A 19,684-nucleotide genomic window follows, 5' to 3' on the forward strand; every position below is an offset into this window, starting at 1 on the left:
CAATATATAAGAATTTTTGTAAATTAAAAGGGAGCTAAATTTAAGCTCCCTCAATGACATTTGTATGACATGAAATAATTTGTTTAAATTTTTTCAAGTAAAACGCCAGATTCCACATGGTGGGTGTAAGGAAATTGATCAAACAAAGCAAATTGGGTAATTTTGTGAGTTTGTGCTAATTGCTGCAAATTGTCATGCAGCGTATCTGGGTTACATGAGATATAGATAATACGTTCAAAGCGCTGTAGAAGCGTTAAAGTATCATCATCAATACCTGCACGTGGCGGATCGACAAATACTGTATCGAAGTCGTAGCTCGCAATATCAATTTCAGCTTCTTCTAGACGACGGAATTCACGTTCACCGTTATAAGCTTGAGTAAATTCTTCTGCTGAAAGTCGAGCAACTTGAATGTTATCTATGTTGTTTTTTTCAATATTCCATTGAGCAGCATATACAGATGACTTGGCTAGCTCTGTTGCGAGCACACGATTAAAATGCTTAGACAATGGCAAAGTAAAGTTACCATTCCCACAATAAAGTTCTAATAGGTCTTTATCAGACTGCTTCGCGGCATTACAAGCCCATTCCAACATTTTTTGGCAAACGCGTGCGTTAGGCTGTGTAAAGCTACTTTCGATTTGTTTGTATTGATAGCTTTGATCAAAAACCTGAAGCTCTTCGACAACGTAATCATCTGTCAAAATGACACGCTGGCCACGGCTACGACCATAAATTTTGATATTTAATTTATCTGACAGTGCTTTTGCAGCAATTTCCCATTCTGCATTAAGTGGGCAGCGATACACCAGTGAAACCAGCATTTCGCCTTTTAAGGTTGCTAGGAAGTGAACTTCAAATAAGCGTTTCGATAAAATTTCAGTCGCTTTTAGTTCATTCAAAAGAACTGGCATTAAAGCATTAATGCTTTTATCTGCAATTGGAAATTCATCAATGCGAATGACTTGTTTTTGATTATCTGCATCACGTTCAAACATTGCATAGAACATATCATCTTCAGTATGCCAAATACGGAATTCCGCACGCATACGAAAGTTATGTTCTGCAGAAGAGAAAACTTCTAAAGAGGGAGGATCGTAATTTGAAAATTGAGCCGTGATACGCGCAACTTTGGCATCAAGTTGTTGCTGATAAGTTGAAGTCATATGCAGTAAAAAATCGCAAACATATTAAAAAAAGTCATGTTAGCAAAATTAGCCTCATAAGACTAAATTAATTGTCGTTAATTCGGGGATATCATTTGTCATGGTGGGATTTAACGCGCGTTAATTTTAAAATATTTATCGCGTTATTTGCATAAAAAAACTCAGTCTTTATGGAACATTCATAAAGACTGAGCAAGCCGAGGAAAAAGTTAACTCATTGTCATTAAGCTGGCATTACCGCCAGCCGCAGCTGTATTGACACTAATTGCACGTTCAATGACGAAGCGTTCAACGGGAATGTCAAAATTGCCGGAGTTTAAATGGGTGATACCAATAATTGCGCCTTCACGTGAAGCAATCACTTGCTGTAATTTAAGTAACTCATTTTTTTCGCCATGATGTAATACCGCATCAAAGTCACCGTTATAAAGATCGGTAATCACTTTGAATTGATCCATCAGGGTTTTAGGCATGCTACTTAAATATTTCAGCACAAAAGTATTCTCCGCTAATACGACAGGTTGGCTGCCTACAGAGAGTATTGCTGCAAACTGATGTAATTGATCGACATCGTTCTGGGCTAAGGACAGTACACGTGAACGTGGCAAAATTGCGTATTGGTTATTTTCACCTGTTGGGCCTTGTAGTTCAAAACTTTGTCCAGCAGCAATTGCATTTGGAGGTGTGAGTTGTATTTGAGCAAATAGCTGTGCAACCCAAGTTTTAAAGGCATCATATGCAGGGAAGTGAGCTGTTGGCGTTTCTACTTTTGCCGCATAAGGTGTAGCGAGTTTCTTTTCAGATACTTGATGCATTAAACGATAGAGATAAAGCGGACCACCTGCTTTCGGTCCAGTACCTGATAAGCCTTCACCACCAAATGGTTGTACACCAACCACAGCACCTACAATGTTACGGTTAATGTATAAATTACCTACTTCTGCATGAGCAATGACTTTTTGAATGGTGTCATCAATACGAGTATGTAGACCCATGGTTAGGCCATAGCCTTTTTGATTAATTTGCTCGAGTAGGTTTTCAATCTCACCATATTTATAGGTAATAAGGTGCAGTACTGGACCAAAGACTTCACGTTCTAAATCATTCAAATTCGGCAGTTCAATTAACGTTGGTGGAACAAACGTTCCAGCAGTCAATTCGCTCGCATCTGCATTAAACATGATTTGATGAACTGGATAGCCTTTGCTGCGCATTTTATCAATGTGGCGTTGAATGTTTTGCTGAGCTTCAACATCAATAACAGGGCCAATATCAGTTTTTAACAGACTTGGATTGCCTACACGAAGTTGCTTCATTGCACCTTTAAGCATAGTACGCACAATATCAACATTATCTTCTTGAACACATAAGATTCTTAATGCAGAGCAACGTTGACCTGCGCTGTCGTAGGCTGAATTCACAACATCCAATACAACTTGTTCAGTCAGTGCTGAAGAGTCGACAATCATGGCATTTTGGCCACCAGTTTCAGCAATCAATGCGACACTTTCACCAAATTGATTGAGGCGCTGTGCAACGGTTTTTTGCAAAATACGTGCAACTTCGGTTGAACCGGTAAACATGATACCTTGAATACGAGTATCACTACTGAGCTTGGCACCTACTGTTTCACCACGGCCTGGAAGAAGTTGTAATACGTCTTGTGGTATGCCGGCTTCCCATAGAATTTTTACTGCTTGTGCAGCAATCAATGGCGTTTGTTCCGCTGGTTTTGCAATAACGGTATTCCCTGCAACCAATGCGGCAGCAATTTGTCCTGAGAAAATTGCCAACGGGAAGTTCCAAGGGCTAATGCATAACACAGTACCTAGCGGTGTGATTTGCGTATCTTTTGCAAGATCAATCATTTGTGCGGCATAGTAGCGAAGGAAGTCGACTGCTTCACGAACTTCGGCAATTGCGTTGGCGTAGGTTTTACCGCTTTCACGAGATAGTAAAATCATGAATGGCTGTAATTGAGCTTCCATCAAATCTGCTGCACGATTTAAGCAGGCTGCACGTTCATCTTTTGAAAGGTTTTGCCATGATTTTTGGGCTGCTACAGCATAATTTAAAGCAAGATCTGCTTGTTCAATACTAGCTTCGACCACTTGACCAACGATATCTTGATGATTTGCTGGATTAACGATTTGAATTGCATTTTCATTGCTAAGATCGTGAAAAGCAGCTCCCATTGCTTGAGCTTGCCATTGAACTGTGGCTAATTCGATTGCGGTTGTATTTAAAGCAGACAAATCATGGTCGTTAGCGAGGTCTAAACCTTTTGAATTAGTACGGTTGTGGCCGTATAAATCTTTTGGATAGGGGATAGATAAATGCTTTGCACCAACTACATTTTCATTTTTTGCTGCCGCTAAAATGGTTTGACGTGGTTCTTCAATTAAATCTTCAATTTTAAGATTTTTGTCAGCAATACGGTTTACGAAAGAGGTATTTGCACCATTTTCCAATAGTCGACGCACTAAGTACGCTAACAACGTTTCATGGTTACCAACAGGGGCATAAATACGGCAAGGAATGCCCAATTTATTTTCAGATTTAGCACCAACAACTTGTTCATAAAGAGGTTCGCCCATACCATGTAGGCATTGGAATTCGTATTGGCCTGGATAATAGTGTTCAGGTTGTGCTAGTTGATAAATCGTTGCCACGGTTTGAGCATTATGGGTCGCAAATTGTGGGTAAACTTGCTCAGGAGCAGCCAATAGTTTTTTCGCACATGCAACATATGAAAGGTCGGTGTGCACTTTTCGGGTAAAGACAGGGTAGTCAGTCATTCCTTCAATTTGTGCTTTCTTGATTTCGCTGTCCCAATATGCACCTTTCACTAAACGAATCATCAGGCGTTTTTGACTACGCTTTGCCAAATCAATGACATAATCAACAACATAGAAGCAGCGCTTTTGGTAAGCCTGAATAACAAAACCAATGCCTTTCCAGTCTTCAAGTTTTGGCTCAAAGCACAGACGTTCTAACAATTCTAAAGAAATTTCTAAACGATCGGTTTCTTCGGCATCAATGTTTAAACCGATGTTGTAATGTTTCGCAAGTTGAGCGAGTTCAAGTACTTTGCCATATAATTCATCATGCACACGGTCCATTTGCGAACGCTGGTAACGTGGATGTAAGGCAGACAATTTAATTGAAATGCCAGGGCCGTTATAGACGTCTTTACCTGCTGACGCTTGACCAATAGCATGAATGGCATCGGTATAGTCTTGGTAATAACGTTCAGCATCTGGATCGGTTAACGCTGCTTCGCCCAACATGTCATAAGAATATTGGAAGCCTTTATCTTCAAGTACTTCTGCATGTTTTAATGCTTCTTCAATCGTTTCACCTGTAACGAATTGCTCACCCATCATGCGCATTGCCACATCGACAGCTTTACGAATAATGCCTCGACCGCTACGCGCCAAAATACCAGTAAGTAGGCTAGATAGGCTTTTTTGTTGTGGTGTTTCCATCAATTTGCCTGTCAGCATTAAACCCCAAGCTGCTGCATTCACAAACATCAAGCTGCTTTGACCAACATGGTCTTTCCAGTTGCCTTGGTTAATTTTGTCTTTAATTAAAAGATCACGAGTGGCTTTATCTGGAATACGCAGTAGTGCTTCAGCCAAACACATTAATGCAATGCCTTCTTGTGAAGAAAGTGAGAACTCTTGCAAAAGGCCTTGAACAATACCTGCCTTGCCGCTTCCGCTTTTACGTTCACGTAATGAATGGGCTAAGTCGAAAGCCAGTTTTTGAATCTGTTCGCAAATTGGAGAGGGAATTTCACTGTGTGCTAAAAGGTTTTCGACACATTCTGTTTCAGCACGACGCCATGCTGTATTTATAGATTGCTCAAAGCTGTTTTTGTCTTGAAATTCCGTGATGAAATCATCGCTTCCCGCGACTTCAAATACTTTTCCATTCATGTGTCAATTTTCCGTGTCAATGTTCTATGACGTTCAAATAAATCTTGAGCAAGGTGCTAAATTTAATTTATCATCACAGAATATTTACCGAATAACTCACTATAGTTTTTATTATATTTAGAGAAAAATTCAGATGACTAGCCCATATTTGAGCTTAGACCGTATAGATATTCGAATTTTAGAGCTACTGCAACAAGATGGAAAATTGTCCAATATTAAGCTCGCAGAATTGGTTAATCTTTCACCTACTGCGGCTTTGGCGCGCGTGCAAAAATTATCCAAGGAAGGCTTCATTTTAGGTTACGAAGCACGTTTAAATCCAGTGCTATTGAACAATGGATTTGTGGTTTTTGTTGAAATATTATTGGATAAAACAACACCGAACGTACTCGAAGATTTCTCTGATGCCGTACGTCAAATACCAGAAATTGTAGAATGTCATATGATCAGTGGCGGCTTCGATTTTGTTGTCAAAATTCGCTGTGCCAATATGGAAGAGTTTAGAAAAATTTCGGGGCAAGTGCTCTGGCAACTTCCTGGGATCAAAGAAACACGGAGCTATCCTGTGATGGAAGTGATTAAAGAAAGTCTGCAAATTAAGCTGAAACCTGCCAGTCGTCCACAATAACTACCGATTTAAAAACAAAAAAATAGGAGCATTTAGCTCCTATTTTTTTACATTGGGTGGGTTGTTAAAGATTATTTACCAATTTCAGCCATTTCTTTTTGATATTGCGCTTCGGCTTTTTCAAAGCGGTCTGTCACTTCTGCTGAAGGTGCTTTGCCCATTAAACTCACCACGACAATACCAATCCATGACAGGATGAATCCTGGAATGATTTCGTATAAGCCAGTGTGGCCCATGTAATTTTTCCACACGATAACGGTTACAGCGCCTAGAATCATGCCGACAATCGCACCATTCAATGTCATGCGTTTCCATAACAACGAAAGAATGATTAATGGGCCAAATGCAGCACCAAAGCCAGCCCAAGCATATGATACTAAACCAAGTACTTTACTTGCAGGGTTCATGGCAAGGGTAATCGCTAAGATCGCAATTGCTAGAACCATGGCACGGCCAATCCAAACTAACTCTTTTTGTGACGCGTTTTTACGAATGAAACCTTTGTACAAATCTTCAGTCAAAGTCGTAGAACACACCAAGAGTTGACAACTTAAAGTACTCATAACTGCGGCTAGAATTGCAGCCAAGACAATGCCGGCAATCCATGGATTAAACAGGATTTTGGTTAATTCCATAAATACAGTTTCAGGATTGGCATTCACTACAGCTGCCAATTCTGGATGTGCTTGGAAGTAAGCAATACCGACGTAGCCAGCAGCAACTGCGCCACCTAAGCATAGAATCATCCACGTCATACCAATGCGACGTGCCGCAGGAATTGACTTCACAGAGTCCGCAGCCATAAAACGCACTAAAATATGTGGTTGACCAAAATAACCTAGACCCCATGCCATACTTGATAAAATCGCAACTGTACTTAAACCTTCAAATAAATTTGAAGCCTGCGGACGCGCAGTTTCAAGGAGTAGCGCCATATCATGACTGTTAGTTCCTAATGATAAGTAGGCAATAACGGGGGTAAGCAGTAAGGCAAAAATCATCAAGCCAGCTTGAAAAGTATCGGTCCAACTAATAGCGAGGAAGCCGCCAATACAAACATAGCTGATGGTGGCAATTGCGCCAATCCAAAGCGCTGTTGTGTAGTTCCAGCCAAACAGACTTTCAAATAAACGAGCACCAGCAACCATGCCAGATGCACAGTAAATTGCAAAGAATACCAAAATCACAACAGCAGATAATATTCGTAAAATACGCTTTTTATCTGCAAAACGGCTGGTGAAATAATCCGGTAAGGTGAGTGCATTATTCTGATATTCAGTATGTACACGTAGTCGACCTGCAACGATGAGCCAGTTCAGCCAAGCACCAATGATTAAACCAATAGCAATCCATGCTTCAGAAAGTCCTGATAGATAAATTGCACCTGGTAAACCCATGAGTAACCAACCACTCATGTCGGATGCACCTGCTGAAAGTGCGGTGACAACGCTGCCTAAACTTCGGCCACCCAAAATATATTCATCAAAGTTTTTTGTTGCTCTATAGGCATACAGGCCAATAGCAAGCATGGCGATGATATAGAAAATAAAAGTGACTAATGTCGGGTTCAATTGGCTCATAGGCAGTTCATCCTTATTTGAACAGATTCATCTCATTCCTAGATGAAAATTTGTACTTGTTACTTAGGTCGCTGATATAAGCATGATTTAAAAATTACACTCTGTAACATTTAAGCGTGTTTTGTGTATGGTTTATGTAGATTTCATATTTTTTTCTTACAAAGTCTTTTTTTTGCAAAGTGAGTTCATTCCTTAATCTAATTAGATCCTGAACATAAAAATGAAAGTTAAGGGTATGGCTTGCTCTACAAATTAAAACGTAAGCATAATGAGGTAAATTACATAACTTTACATTATATACATGAAGCACTTAATAGATATATTTGCTTTCAATTTCGCTGTATTTGTGATGTAGAGCAATAAGTGTGATTGATTAAATATCATAGTGCACGAAGATGGTGCGTTAGAAGTGAGTATCAGCAGTGACGACGGTTCAGATGGAAAAAACAAGAATTGAGCATGATTTGTTAGGGGAAAAAGTCGTCCCACAATCGAGCTATTATGGCATTCATACTTTAAGGGCAATGGAAAACTTTCAGATTTCATCCCAAACGGTAGGTATGAATCTCAATTTTATTCGTGCGATTGCGCAAGTTAAAAAAGCATCGGCACAAACCAATCAGAAATTTAATTTAATACAGGATGAAATCGCACAGGCGATTCAATCAGCATGTGACAGTTTGATTTTACATCCAGAACATTGGCAGCCTGCATTTCCAATTGATATTTATCAAGGTGGAGCGGGTACTTCTATTAATATGAATGCCAATGAAGTGATTGCTAATTTGTCTTTGGAATTATTGGGCGAAACGAAGGGAAGTTATCACAGAGTTCATCCCAATGATCATGTGAATAAGTCGCAATCGACCAATGACGTATATCCAACAGCGCTACGCCTTGCAACATATAGTTCATTCGATGGTTTACTGACAGTTATAGCTCAGTTAATTGATGCACTTTATATAAAGGCAGAAGAATTTGCGCATGTCATTAAAATGGGACGTACTCAATTACAAGATGCTGTTCCAATGACACTGGGGCAAGAATTTCGTGCGTTTGCAACTTTATTAAAAGAAGACTTAAAGCTAATCGACCAAACACGTCAACTTTTATTGGAAATTAACTTAGGTGCAACAGCAATTGGTACAGGTGTGAATTCACCCAAAGGCTATGCAACTGAAGTGGTGCAAAATCTCGCAAATTTAACGGGCTTACAATTAAAAGGTGCTGAAGACTATGTTGAAGCAACCAGTGATTGTGGTGTCTTTATTATTTTATCAAGCTGTTTAAAACGACTCGCGGTGAAACTCTCAAAAATTTGCAATGACTTACGTTTATTAAGTTCTGGCCCACGTACAGGACTTGCAGAAATTCGCTTACCTGAGCTTCAAGCTGGTTCTTCAATTATGCCGGCAAAGGTTAATCCAGTGATTCCTGAAGTAGTGAATCAAATTGCATTTCGAGTCATGGGGAATGATTTGACCATCACTTTAGCTGCTGAAGCAGGGCAGCTGCAATTGAACGTAATGGAACCTGTGATTGCAGTTTCAATGAATGAGTCAATTGAATTACTGATTAATGCAATTACCACCTTAGAAACGAAATGTATTCAAGGTATTCAAGCAAATGAACAAGCTTGTTTTGATGCAGTTATGCGCAGTGTGGGGATTGTTACCTTGCTTGATCCATATTTAGGGCATGCAAAATGTGATGAAATTGGAAAGCAATGTATCGCAGAGAATAAAACTATCCGCCAAGTGGTGCTTGAACAGCAATTATTAACTGTACAGCAATTGGATGAAATTTTCTCCATAGAAAATCTAGTTTCAGAAGTTACACCTTGGCAGGCGCCATTGGCTCAAGTGAGCTAATTGTGATTGACTTACAGTCTCAATGAAAAAGCCATTTAAAAGTGAAGATTCGTCTTCACTTTTCTATTTATAGAATTAAAAAGTGTATAAATCAGTGAAATGAACCGTTTGATGAATGATTTCAAACAATTCAACGCAGCAAAGCAAATACGCAGTACAATAGTTTTTAATTTTGTTTTAATCGCTATGTTTAATAAGTTAAGCCAACTTTTTAAAGGTTCAAAAGAATCACCTGAACAATAGAGGTGGTCCCACTTGTTTGAACAACTAAAAGCGTATTTATAAGTGATATTCCGCTCTAGTTAAGCCACCTTGTTTTGTTGGGGTAGCTGATCATAGTAAAACTCATTTGGTGTCATTTTGTCTAGACTCGAATGAGGTCGTTTCAAATTATAAAACTCAAAATATGCACTTAATTGCTTTTTCGCATCTGTGACACTGCTATAAGCTTTGAGATACACCTCTTCATATTTAACGCTCCGCCATAATCGTTCAACCATCACATTATCTACCCATCGACCTTTACCATCCATACTGATTTGAATGCCATTTGATTTCAATACATCAATAAATGCATCACTGGTAAACTGGCTGCCTTGGTCTGTATTAAATATTTCAGGTCGACCATATTTTTCAATCGCTTCATTTAAAGCCGAAATACAAAAATCCACCTCCATACTAATCGATACCCTATGCGCAAGTACCTTGCGGCTATGCCAATCAATCACAGCACATAAATAAACAAAGCCTTTTGCCATAGGGATATACGTTATATCCGTAGACCACACTTGATTACTGCGCTGAATAGCCAACCCTTTGAGCAGATATGGATATTTACGGTGAGCTTGATTAGCCTGGCTTAAATTTGGTTTGCAATATAACGCCTGAATACCCATTTTCTTCATTAAAGTACGTGTATGACGTCGTCCTATATGATGTCCTTGACGATTCAACAAATCACGCATCATACGACTGCCTGCAAAAGGATATTGCATATGTAATTCATCAATACATCGCATCAGCTTCAGATCTGATGCACTCACAGGTTTTGGGCGATAGTAATAACAACCACGGGAGACTTTCAGCAGCTTAGCTTGCTTAGATACTGAAATCTGAAGTGAGTCGTCGATTAACTTTTGTGGTTGAAGCGGCCCAGTTTCTTCAACACACCTTCTAAAAAATCAATTTCTAATGCCTGCTCACCGATTTTTGCATGTAGTTTTTTTAGATCGATGGGTGGTTCTGTTGGAGCTTTTGATTGATCGAAAGCTTGCGAGGAAGCTGAGATCAATTGATTTTTCCAGTCAATAATTTGGTTTTGATGAACATCAAACTCAGCACTCAATTCAGCAAGTGTTTTTTCTGCTTTAATCGCAGCAAGTGCTACCTTAGCTTTAAAATCATTTGAATGATTTCTTCTTGGTCTACGTGCCATAAAATACTCCATATATTGATGTTTATAACATCATTTGAGGAGCAGAATATCACTTATAGGAGTTGTTCAAATTTACGGATCCATCTCTGTGCAACCTTAGGCGAAACACTTTTAAACAAATAGATTTAGAGAATAAGAAAAAAGTCACTTTTATTTGAGGGTGATCTAATAACATAAAGACATTGCTTAGTGTGCAATTGCTCATAGAATGCGTAAAGCATTTTTCAAAGAATATGAATATGAAAGACCCTTCAAATATGGTTTTTTATTCAAAATGACATACGTAGTCCACAACCTCTTTGGCTTGTAGCCTAAATATGCTCCCCTGACTAGCGGTAAAAGACTCACCTTCCCCATATAATCGATATGCACTTTCATCATCTATTTGTACGAGACATTGTCCGGACACTATTTCCATGCGTTCATTCACATGTACTTCGAACACTAAAGGTTGTGGTGAAGGTAAGATGACACCTATTGTTTTTCTAGTCCCATCCTGCATATGCAAGACATGACTAATTGAACGACCACCATAATGTATCGTTGGTTTCTTAGTCACAGAAACAAAATCAAACTGTCTAGACATACTCGATCTCATTTAATATTTATTTAATATTTATTTAACTTTTACTCTTCTAACCCACTCAAACTTACAATTTAATGTCTAATTTTTATACATTGTTTTGAAAATTTTCTAAATGTTTTTCCAAGGACTTTTTATAAAGCGTGCTATTTCATTTTTTAAAAAGCATCCAAACATTTATTGGGTCTGAACTAAAAATATCGTTCGCTACTAAGATAAGTTGAAATTGTTACATATTTACGAATCACTCAAGCAAAGCGATAAGTGGAGTTTTTGATGTACCAAACATTGAGCAATTGAGTAATCGCATTATTTCAGTTTTATATCCAATTTTCAGCTTTGCATTGTAGAAAATCTTATAAAGCAGTTAAGGATATAAAACTAGAAGAAATTTCAAATTTAATAAACACAATATATTGTTTTTACGATTGTTTTATAAGAATTCTAATTTTCTTAAGCATTAATTCATATAAATACACTCACTTTAATCACTATAATGCATAAAAAAAACTTGTTATGATTGCGCTAACTTTTTGATATCACTCATAGTTAAGCTCTTAGACTCTGAAAAACATAATAATTTTTCTTGCCAATAAAGTGACTTAATTATACTGATATCGCATTGCATCAAAATATGACCGTCTTTTATGATTGTCTTTAAAATCAGATGTAATGATTTAAACAGAATTAATCTCTCTATTCAGATTGATAAATTTAAAATGATGTTAAGTTTATCTGGGATGAACACATGAAAAAGCTCCTTGGTCTTGTTTTAGGTCTATCAGTTGGCTTGTCTGGCTGTGGTAAACAAGAAGCACCTGCAACTGATGCGACAAAATCAACAGATAATGCTGAAGTTCAAACAGTTACAATGGCATCTACAGGCTCTGATGCTGACATTTGGCGTTACATCGCTGGCCTTCCTGAAACCAAGGAAGCTGGCATCAAGCTTGAAGTGAAAAACTTCACTGATTACGTGTCTATGAACACCGCTGTAGCGAATAAAGAAATCGACGTGAATGCATTCCAATCTTATGCATACATGGTTGCGTTTAACGACAATAATAAAGATAAAATTGCCCCGCTTTCTACAACTTACTTAGAACCAATGGGTATCTATTCAAGCAAAGTTAAAAAGCTTGATGAGTTCAAAACTGGCGCAACAATTGCGATTCCAAACGATGGCGCAAACGAATCACGTGCATTGTTACTCCTTCAATCTGCTGGCTTAATCAAACTTAAAGCAGACTTTGATGACGTAAAAGGCACACCTGCTGATGTCACTGAAAACGCGAAAAAAATCGTGATCAAACCGATTCAAATGGCAACTGCTGTTCGTGTTAAAGATGAAGTAGATGCAATTGTTTTGGGTAATACCCTTGCAATGGAAGGTGGTTTAAATGTATTGAAAGATGCTGTGTACTATGAGCCAATCGATCAAAGTACAAAAATGAATGTGAACATTCTTGCTGTTGCAGCTGACCGTCAAAACGATCCTGTATTACAAAAAGTAGGAGCGCTTTACCATACCCCTGCAGTCAAAGCTTATATCGATGAACACTTCGGTGGTACTAAAATTGATGTAAATAAACCAACAAGCTACCTCACTGAAGCAAAATAGTAATATAATTTAGTCAAATAAACAGGCAAAGTTTACTTTGCCTGTTTTTTCATTTTTGAACTTTTTTGAAGCTATGATCCAATTTAAAAATATCTCCAAGCATTTTGAGCTTAAAGGCCAAACCGTTACAGCACTGGATCAGATTAATCTGGATATTCCAGATGGCTGTATTTTCGGTCTGATCGGCTATAGTGGTGCAGGCAAAAGTACCTTAATTCGTTTAATCAATTTGCTAGAGCGCCCGAGCGAAGGTCAAATTATTATTAATGATAAAGACTTTACTGCTTTAAATTCGAGCGAGCTTCGTCAAGAACGCACTAACATCGGTATGATTTTCCAGCATTTCAACTTGTTGCAAACCAAGACTGTTGCACAAAACATTGAAATGCCGCTGAAATTATTAGGTGTATCAAAAGCTGAGCGTCAAAAGCGTTTAGATGAATTATTAGAATTTATTGACCTAAAACATAAAAAAGATGCCTATCCAGATGAATTATCTGGTGGACAAAAGCAACGTGTTGGTATTGCTCGTGCGCTCGCCAATCATCCTAAAATTTTACTTTGTGATGAAGCGACTTCTGCGCTTGATCCGCAAACCACAAAATCAGTTTTAGCCTTACTTAAAAAAATCAACCAAGAACAAGGTATCACCATTGTTATGGTGACCCATGAAATGGATGTCATTGAATCTGTTTGTGATTTTGTTGCCGTCATGGAACAAGGTAAAGTAATTGAACACGGCTCTACGCTAGAAATTTTTAGTAAGCCGCAACAAAACACCACCAAGAATTTTATTCAAACTGTATTGCAACAACAGTTACCAGTTAACATTTTAAATAACCTAGAAAATAAAAATCATAACAGTATCTACTGCTTAAAATTCCTCGGCAGTTCAGCACAAGAAACCGTGGTTCAATCGGTGATTAAACAGTTTGATATCAGCTTGAATATTTTATTTGCCAATATGACCGAAATTAACGGTGCAGTGATTGGACAAATGTTTGTTCAGCTATTGGGTGATGCAACCTTGATTCAACAATCGGTTGCTTTCCTTGAGCAAAATGGCGTTGAAGTGACACAACCAGGAGTTCAGCCATGAGAGATTTAATTGTTCAATGGCTGACACAAATGACAGCACCATTTTGGAAAAGCTCTCTTTCGATGGATCAGTTTGTCACTGCCCTGCAAGAAACGTTTCACATGGTATTTTTTGCCATGCTATTTGGCTGTATTTGGGGCTTTATTCAAGCAGTGATTTTATATGTATCACGTCCGCAAGGTATTTTGCCAAATCGCGTGATTTATCATGGCTTAAACCCAATTGTGAACGCGCTACGGTCATTGCCATTTATTATCTTACTCATTGCTGTGATTCCGCTAACTAAAGTCATTGTGGGTACTTCTATTGGTACATGGGCAGCAATTGTTCCACTGACCATCTATGTTGGCCCTTACATTGGCCGCTTAATTGAAACTTCACTGCTTGAAGTAAATGACGGTATTATTGAGTCTGCCCAGGCCATGGGTGCATCTCCTATGCAGATCATCACTAAATTTGTACTACCTGAGTCACGTAGTTCGCTCATTCTAAACTTAACCACTGCAACCATTAGCTTAATTGGCGCAACAGCCATGGCAGGTGCAGTCGGTGCAGGCGGTATTGGTGACCTGGCGATTTCTTATGGTTACCAACGTTTTGATAGTAGCGTCGTTATTATGACTGTGATTGTATTATTGATCTTGGTGCAAATCGTACAAAGTCTAGGTGACTGGTTATCAAAGCTACGTTAAGGCTTAAGCGCGTTTTCATCACCTTATTGAATAAAACCCTCTACATGAGGGTTTTATTTTGTCGATATTATTTTATACTTCCAGAAATCTTGTAAAACTAGAAACGACATTTCACTTTTTCTTTATTTAACAAATATTAATCTTATGAATTACAAAATAAAAAATGCCAATTTCCGCCAAGACTTTAATGGCTTATATATTTCTATACCTGCGAAAAGAATCTATTTACGCTTCTGTTCTTAATGCTTTGGCTAACCGGTTGGGGCTTTGCTGAATACCATGCCGTGACTGATTTTATCAATGAAAACTATAAGATCGATACTTTTGAATTATTTTGGTTAGTTGGCTGGACAATCGGCGGGCTCTTTGTAATGAAAACCATCTTAGAAAACTTATTCGCTAAAGAACAGTTAGTGATTAAAGACCAGCAGCTCAGTATAAAAAATGCAATATTAGGTCTTGGCGTTTCAGAGCGCCTTGCTACACATCAAATTACAGAGATTAAACTTAATCCGTTTACTCCCCAAAATCCACAAGATAAAACTGGGAAAATTTTAATCATCACGCCTGAAAAAACTTTCAAATTTGCACAATCAATTAGCCTAGATGAAGCACAGTGTTTAATACAATTAATTAATCAATCAGCAGCTCCACAGAAGTAGCTCAAACTCAATAACAAATTTTGATCAATACACAACTAAATTCTAGAAAAGGATAGCTATGCGCTTCATTTATTCTCTATTTTCTGCACTAATGTTCAGCTCTACAATGAGCACGACAACCTTTGCATCCATTGCACATTATGATTATGTGACCAGCATTAAGGTGAATGATGTTGACTTAGCCTCACCCTTGCCTGCTGCAAAAGCAAATGCATTAATCAGCAAAAATCCAGTGAAGCTAAAATATGAATATTCAGAATGTACTGGTAATACAGAATTTCAAGTCTCATCAAAAGGTAAATTTCTTAAATTTGAAATTTACGCTGAGGACAATCCTCAAATTAAAAATGATTCATTCTATAAAAATAAAAACAGCTTCGCTCAACTTGGCCAAACCAAAGGCGCTGTTTGGATGGAATGGGACAACGCCACGCAAATACGCGATAAAATTCAAATCGGTCAAAAAAACCTGACAAGCCAATATAACTTTCAACAATTTAAAAAAGACTTTCCCAAAAGTGCAAAATCAGCCAGCCAAAATGAAGTTGCTTATGTGATTTTGCTCTCACCAGCTCATGCCAAATCAGTGCTGAAAGAACCGCAAAACTATGATTTACCCTATATTGGCAACCTAGCATTCAACTTTAAAAATGGCAAATTAACTGCCTTTTCAGTTAATCAAGGTATTGCTTGCTAAATAGTGATTGTCTTACAGCGTTTATTGATTAAACAGTGAATTTATAAAACACCATAAAGCCATGCAATAAACGCAAGTTTGATCTCAGAGCATGCTAAAATAATCAGCTGTTTTCGCAGGGACTCATCTATGCACTTTGTACATCTTGGTATTTTTACAGAATTTTCCGTTACTGAATCTATTGTACGTATACCTGATCTTGTAAAAGCTGCAGCCGCAGATGATATGCCTGCTTTAGCCATCACAGATTTATCCAACTTACACGCAGCGGTAAAGTTTTATCGTAAAGCGATGGATAAAGGTATTAAACCTATTTTAGGTTCTACCCTACGCTTAAATGACGCAGAGCACAAAGTTACCCTGCTTTCTATGTCAAATAAAGGCTGGCGTAGCCTGACTGAGTTGGTTTCTGAAGGCTATATTTCAGGACAACAACTTGATATTCCATGTGTTCAAAAAGATTGGATTTTAAATCAGCACGAAGATTTAATTGTATTACTCGGCATGCATAGTGACGTGGGCAAGATGCTGTGCTCATCTAATCCACAAAAAGCTGAACCACTTTTAGCCGAATGGATTGAAAAGTTTGGCAATCGTGTTTATTTGTCATTAACACGTACTGACCGTCCTGGTGAAGAAGACTTCATTCATGAAGCAGTTCAGCTGGCTAAAAAATACAATATCGGTGTTGTTGCGCATAATGATGTGCATTTCATTACCATAGAAGATTATGAAGCGCACGAAGCACGTGTTTGTATTGCAGATGGTTATGTACTAGGTGATAGCCGTCGCCCGAAAAACTACAGCCCTGAACAATACTTCAAAACTGCCGAGGAAATGACAGAGCTGTTTGCAGATATTCCAACTGCAATTGAAAATACTTATCACATCGCCCGTCGTTGTAACGTTTCGCTGCGTTTAGGCTTCCATGACTTACCGGATTATCCAATCCCTGAAGGTCATACCATTGATACCTATTTTGAGCACTTATCTCAAGTCGGTTTAGAAGAACGTCTGGCACACTTATACCCGGTAGAACAACGTGGTGATGATTGGCCTGAGATTCGTAAGCCTTATGATGAACGACTGGCCTATGAAGTCGGCATCATTCTGAGTATGCAATTCCCTGGTTACTTCTTAATTGTCATGGACTTCATTCAATGGTCTAAAGGCAACGGCGTACCGGTAGGCCCAGGCCGTGGTTCAGGTGCGGGTTCATTGGTTGCGTATAGCTTAAAAATTACCGACCTTGACCCACTTCGTTATGACCTACTGTTCGAACGTTTCTTAAACCCAGAACGTGTATCCATGCCCGACTTTGACGTCGATTTCTGTATCGCAGGTCGTGACCGTGTCATTGACTACGTAGCACGTACCTATGGTCGTGAAGCTGTATCACAGATTGCTACTTTCGGTACCATGGCGGCTAAAGGTGCAATTCGTGACGTTGCTCGTGTCTTAGGTAAATCCTATGGTTTGGCTGACCGTATTTCGAAAATGATTCCGACCAAACCTTTAGGTTTAACCTTAGAGGAGTCAATTGAAGCTGAACCACAACTTAAAGACATTGTGACCAATCCATCTAACCCAGATAACGACGATGCAGCCGAAATTTGGGAAATGGCATTAAAGCTTGAAGGCATTACGCGTAATACAGGTAAACATGCCGGTGGTGTCGTAATTGCACCAACCAAACTTACCGATTATTCAGCAGTATTATGTGACGCAGATGGGACAAACCGTGTTGCTCAATTTGACAAGGACGACGTAGAAGCTGCCGGCCTAGTTAAATTCGACTTCTTGGGCTTACGTAACTTAACAGTAATTGAAGATGCCATTAAGCATATTAATGCCCGTCCAGATATCACGACACCTGTCGACATTTCATTGATTCCACTGGATGATAAACCTGCGTATGCCGTGTTCGCTGATGCCAACACGACAGCGGTGTTCCAGTTTGAATCCGTCGGCATGAAAAAAATGCTGAAAGAGGCACGTCCTAGCAAATTCGAAGAAATTATTGCCTTCGTATCTTTATACCGTCCAGGCCCGATGGACCTGATTCCAGACTTTATCTTCCGTATGCACGGTGGTGAGTTTGAGTATTTACATCCCTTGCTGGAAAGCGTGTTAGAACCGACTTACGGCATTATGGTGTATCAGGAACAGGTAATGCAGGCTGCGCAGTTCTGTGCAGGCTATAGCTTGGGTGGTGCAGACTTACTTCGTCGTGCCATGGGTAAAAAGAAAGTCGAAGAAATGATTAAGCAACGTCAGACTTTTACTGACGGAGCTGCGCTCAAAGGCATTGATGCTGATACTGCCAACCATATCTTCGACTATATGGAAAAATTTGCGGGTTATGGTTTTAACAAATCACATGCGGCAGCCTATGCCCTTGTGGCCTATCAAACCGCATGGTTAAAAGCGCATTACCCTGCCGAGTTTATGGCAGCAGTCATGACCTCGGAAATGCAAAACACCGACAACGTGGTGTTCTTGATTGATGACTGTCGTATCAATGGATTAGAAGTTTTTCCACCCTCAGTCAATATGTCGCTGTATAATTTCCATGCCAGCGATCCAAAAACCATTGTTTATGGTTTAGGCGCCATTAAAGGTGTCGGTGAAGCCGCGATGCAATCGGTGATTGATTCACGCATTCAAGATGGCCCATATAAAGACCTATTCGATTTCTGTCACCGTATTGATCTGAAAAAAATCAATAAGCGAACTTTAGAAGCCCTCATTCGTGCAGGTGCACTAGATTGCTTAGGCATTGAACGTGCCGATTTGATGGCACAATTACCAGAAGCTGTACAAGCGGCTGACCAAGCCCGTACAAACCGTGAAACAGGGATGATGGATTTATTTGGTGAAGTTGAAGAAGTTCAGCGTAAACCTTCTAAACCTGTTAAACCGTGGTCAGATGAAGTACGTCTTAAAGGTGAAAAAGATACGCTTGGTTTATATCTGACTGGTCACCCGATTGATGTTTATCGCCCTGAACTTAAAGCTTTCGTTTCGCAGCGTATCAATGAACTCACCCCAACACGTCGTGGCGTAACCACTGTCTTTGCCGGCCTTGTGGTGGATGTGGCAAACTTCCCCAACCGTATGATGGTCACACTGGATGATGGTACAGCTCGTATTGAAGTTTCAGCCAACCATGAACGCTTTAACCGCTTTAAAGATATTTTACAAAATGAAAAAGTAGTGGTAATTGAGGGTGAAATTTACGAACGTGAAGGTTTTGATCGCCCAATGGGTCGTTTAACCAAAGCCTTCAGTTTGAATGAAATTCGCCAAAAGCGTGCCAATGCAATTCAAATTAAACTGACCCCAGATCATTTTAGTAAGACCCTTTCACGCGATATTCAAAATATCTTATTACCTTACTGCAATGTTGATATGTGTACGCATATTCCCGTTCAACTTTATGTCGACTATCCGTATGCTACAGCTGATATTCATTTAGGCCTGAATTGGAAAGTTGCACCATTGGATGAACTCCTATCCAAATTACGTGATTACTTTGGTAAAGAAGCGTTGCACATTGAGTATCATGTTAAATCCAAAGCAGCGAAAGCAGTGAGCTATGAACAAGCCTCTCAGCCCGCTCAAGTACCGCCACCACCTGAAGGTATGAGCATGGATGACGCAATGGATTTATATCAAGCCGAAGTCGGACAATTTTCTTAAAGTT

The 19,684-nt window shown here is 39.1% G+C and carries 13 protein-coding genes; 8 read left to right on the forward strand and 5 right to left on the reverse strand.

Annotated features, from left to right (window positions below):
- Positions 1 to 83: 83 nt before the first annotated feature.
- Both trmA and putA read right to left on the reverse strand, forming a co-directional pair.
- On the reverse strand, positions 84 to 1,166 hold the full coding sequence (trmA, locus tag A9J31_RS03400) for a tRNA (uridine(54)-C5)-methyltransferase TrmA (protein WP_067762563.1): 1,083 nt from the start codon (positions 1,164 to 1,166) through the stop codon (positions 84 to 86).
- A gap of 209 nt (positions 1,167 to 1,375) precedes the next feature.
- On the reverse strand, positions 1,376 to 5,110 hold the full coding sequence (gene putA / locus A9J31_RS03405; protein WP_067762564.1) for a trifunctional transcriptional regulator/proline dehydrogenase/L-glutamate gamma-semialdehyde dehydrogenase: 3,735 nt from the start codon (positions 5,108 to 5,110) through the stop codon (positions 1,376 to 1,378).
- Positions 5,111 to 5,243: 133 nt separating this feature from the next.
- Between putA and A9J31_RS03410 the strand changes: the two genes are divergently transcribed.
- Positions 5,244 to 5,738, forward strand: a complete 495-nt coding sequence (locus A9J31_RS03410; protein ID WP_067762565.1) for an Lrp/AsnC ligand binding domain-containing protein — start codon at positions 5,244 to 5,246, stop codon at positions 5,736 to 5,738.
- Positions 5,739 to 5,809: 71 nt separating this feature from the next.
- Here the strand turns inward: A9J31_RS03410 and putP are convergent, their stop codons facing one another.
- A complete protein-coding gene (gene putP, locus A9J31_RS03415) occupies positions 5,810 to 7,318 on the reverse strand; it encodes a sodium/proline symporter PutP (RefSeq protein ID WP_067762566.1) in 1,509 nt (502 codons plus the stop codon).
- Between the two features lie 437 nt (positions 7,319 to 7,755).
- On the opposite strand from putP, the gene aspA reads away from it, so the two are divergent.
- Positions 7,756 to 9,189, forward strand: coding sequence for an aspartate ammonia-lyase (gene aspA / locus A9J31_RS03420; protein ID WP_067762567.1), 1,434 nt, complete (start codon positions 7,756 to 7,758; stop codon positions 9,187 to 9,189).
- 302 nt (positions 9,190 to 9,491) lie between these two features.
- On the opposite strand, the gene A9J31_RS15260 is transcribed toward aspA, so the two are convergent.
- Both A9J31_RS15260 and A9J31_RS03435 read right to left on the reverse strand, forming a co-directional pair.
- A protein-coding gene (locus A9J31_RS15260) for an IS3-like element ISAba14 family transposase (RefSeq protein ID WP_223155595.1) occupies positions 9,492 to 10,624 on the reverse strand; the annotation gives its coding sequence in 2 pieces (ribosomal slippage) (positions 9,492 to 10,372 and positions 10,372 to 10,624; 1,134 coding nt in all).
- 265 nt (positions 10,625 to 10,889) lie between these two features.
- A complete protein-coding gene (locus tag A9J31_RS03435; RefSeq protein WP_067762568.1) occupies positions 10,890 to 11,210 on the reverse strand; it encodes a pyrimidine/purine nucleoside phosphorylase in 321 nt (106 codons plus the stop codon).
- A gap of 745 nt (positions 11,211 to 11,955) precedes the next feature.
- Here A9J31_RS03435 and A9J31_RS03440 point away from each other — a divergent pair.
- The 6 genes from A9J31_RS03440 (at position 11,956) to dnaE (ending at position 19,680) form a co-directional block, all read left to right on the forward strand.
- Positions 11,956 to 12,828, forward strand: a complete 873-nt coding sequence (locus A9J31_RS03440; protein WP_067762569.1) for a MetQ/NlpA family ABC transporter substrate-binding protein — start codon at positions 11,956 to 11,958, stop codon at positions 12,826 to 12,828.
- Positions 12,829 to 12,901: 73 nt separating this feature from the next.
- Positions 12,902 to 13,927, forward strand: a complete 1,026-nt coding sequence (locus A9J31_RS03445) for a methionine ABC transporter ATP-binding protein (protein ID WP_067762595.1) — start codon at positions 12,902 to 12,904, stop codon at positions 13,925 to 13,927.
- Positions 13,924 to 14,619, forward strand: a complete 696-nt coding sequence (locus A9J31_RS03450) for a methionine ABC transporter permease (RefSeq protein ID WP_067762570.1) — start codon at positions 13,924 to 13,926, stop codon at positions 14,617 to 14,619. The genes A9J31_RS03445 and A9J31_RS03450 overlap by 4 nt, the downstream gene beginning before the upstream one ends.
- Positions 14,620 to 14,903: 284 nt before the next feature.
- Entirely contained in the window at positions 14,904 to 15,281 is a 378-nt protein-coding gene (locus tag A9J31_RS03455) for a hypothetical protein (protein WP_150922999.1), read from the forward strand.
- A 106-nt stretch (positions 15,282 to 15,387) separates the two neighbouring features.
- Entirely contained in the window at positions 15,388 to 15,978 is a 591-nt protein-coding gene (locus tag A9J31_RS03460; protein ID WP_245668200.1) for a hypothetical protein, read from the forward strand.
- A gap of 129 nt (positions 15,979 to 16,107) precedes the next feature.
- Entirely contained in the window at positions 16,108 to 19,680 is a 3,573-nt protein-coding gene (gene dnaE / locus A9J31_RS03465) for a DNA polymerase III subunit alpha (RefSeq protein WP_067762573.1), read from the forward strand.
- Positions 19,681 to 19,684 lie beyond the last annotated feature (4 nt).

The sequence above is a fragment of the Acinetobacter gandensis genome (genome assembly GCF_001678755.1).
In the GTDB taxonomy this organism is placed as follows: domain Bacteria; phylum Pseudomonadota; class Gammaproteobacteria; order Pseudomonadales; family Moraxellaceae; genus Acinetobacter; species Acinetobacter gandensis.

Bases quoted from the DNA above. Each gene is read 5' to 3' on its own strand.
- aspA (WP_067762567.1), top strand. From the start codon at position 7,756: ATGGAAAAAACAAGAATTGAGCATGATTTGTTAGGGGAAAAAGTCGTC.
- putA (WP_067762564.1), bottom strand. From the start codon at position 5,110: ATGAATGGAAAAGTATTTGAAGTCGCGGGAAGCGATGATTTCATCACG.
- A9J31_RS03445 (WP_067762595.1), top strand. From the start codon at position 12,902: ATGATCCAATTTAAAAATATCTCCAAGCATTTTGAGCTTAAAGGCCAA.
- A9J31_RS03440 (WP_067762569.1), top strand. From the start codon at position 11,956: ATGAAAAAGCTCCTTGGTCTTGTTTTAGGTCTATCAGTTGGCTTGTCT.
- A9J31_RS03435 (WP_067762568.1), bottom strand. From the start codon at position 11,210: ATGTCTAGACAGTTTGATTTTGTTTCTGTGACTAAGAAACCAACGATA.
- dnaE (WP_067762573.1), top strand. From the start codon at position 16,108: ATGCACTTTGTACATCTTGGTATTTTTACAGAATTTTCCGTTACTGAA.
- A9J31_RS03410 (WP_067762565.1), top strand. From the start codon at position 5,244: ATGACTAGCCCATATTTGAGCTTAGACCGTATAGATATTCGAATTTTA.
- A9J31_RS03460 (WP_245668200.1), top strand. From the start codon at position 15,388: ATGAGCACGACAACCTTTGCATCCATTGCACATTATGATTATGTGACC.
- trmA (WP_067762563.1), bottom strand. From the start codon at position 1,166: ATGACTTCAACTTATCAGCAACAACTTGATGCCAAAGTTGCGCGTATC.
- A9J31_RS03450 (WP_067762570.1), top strand. From the start codon at position 13,924: ATGAGAGATTTAATTGTTCAATGGCTGACACAAATGACAGCACCATTT.
- putP (WP_067762566.1), bottom strand. From the start codon at position 7,318: ATGAGCCAATTGAACCCGACATTAGTCACTTTTATTTTCTATATCATC.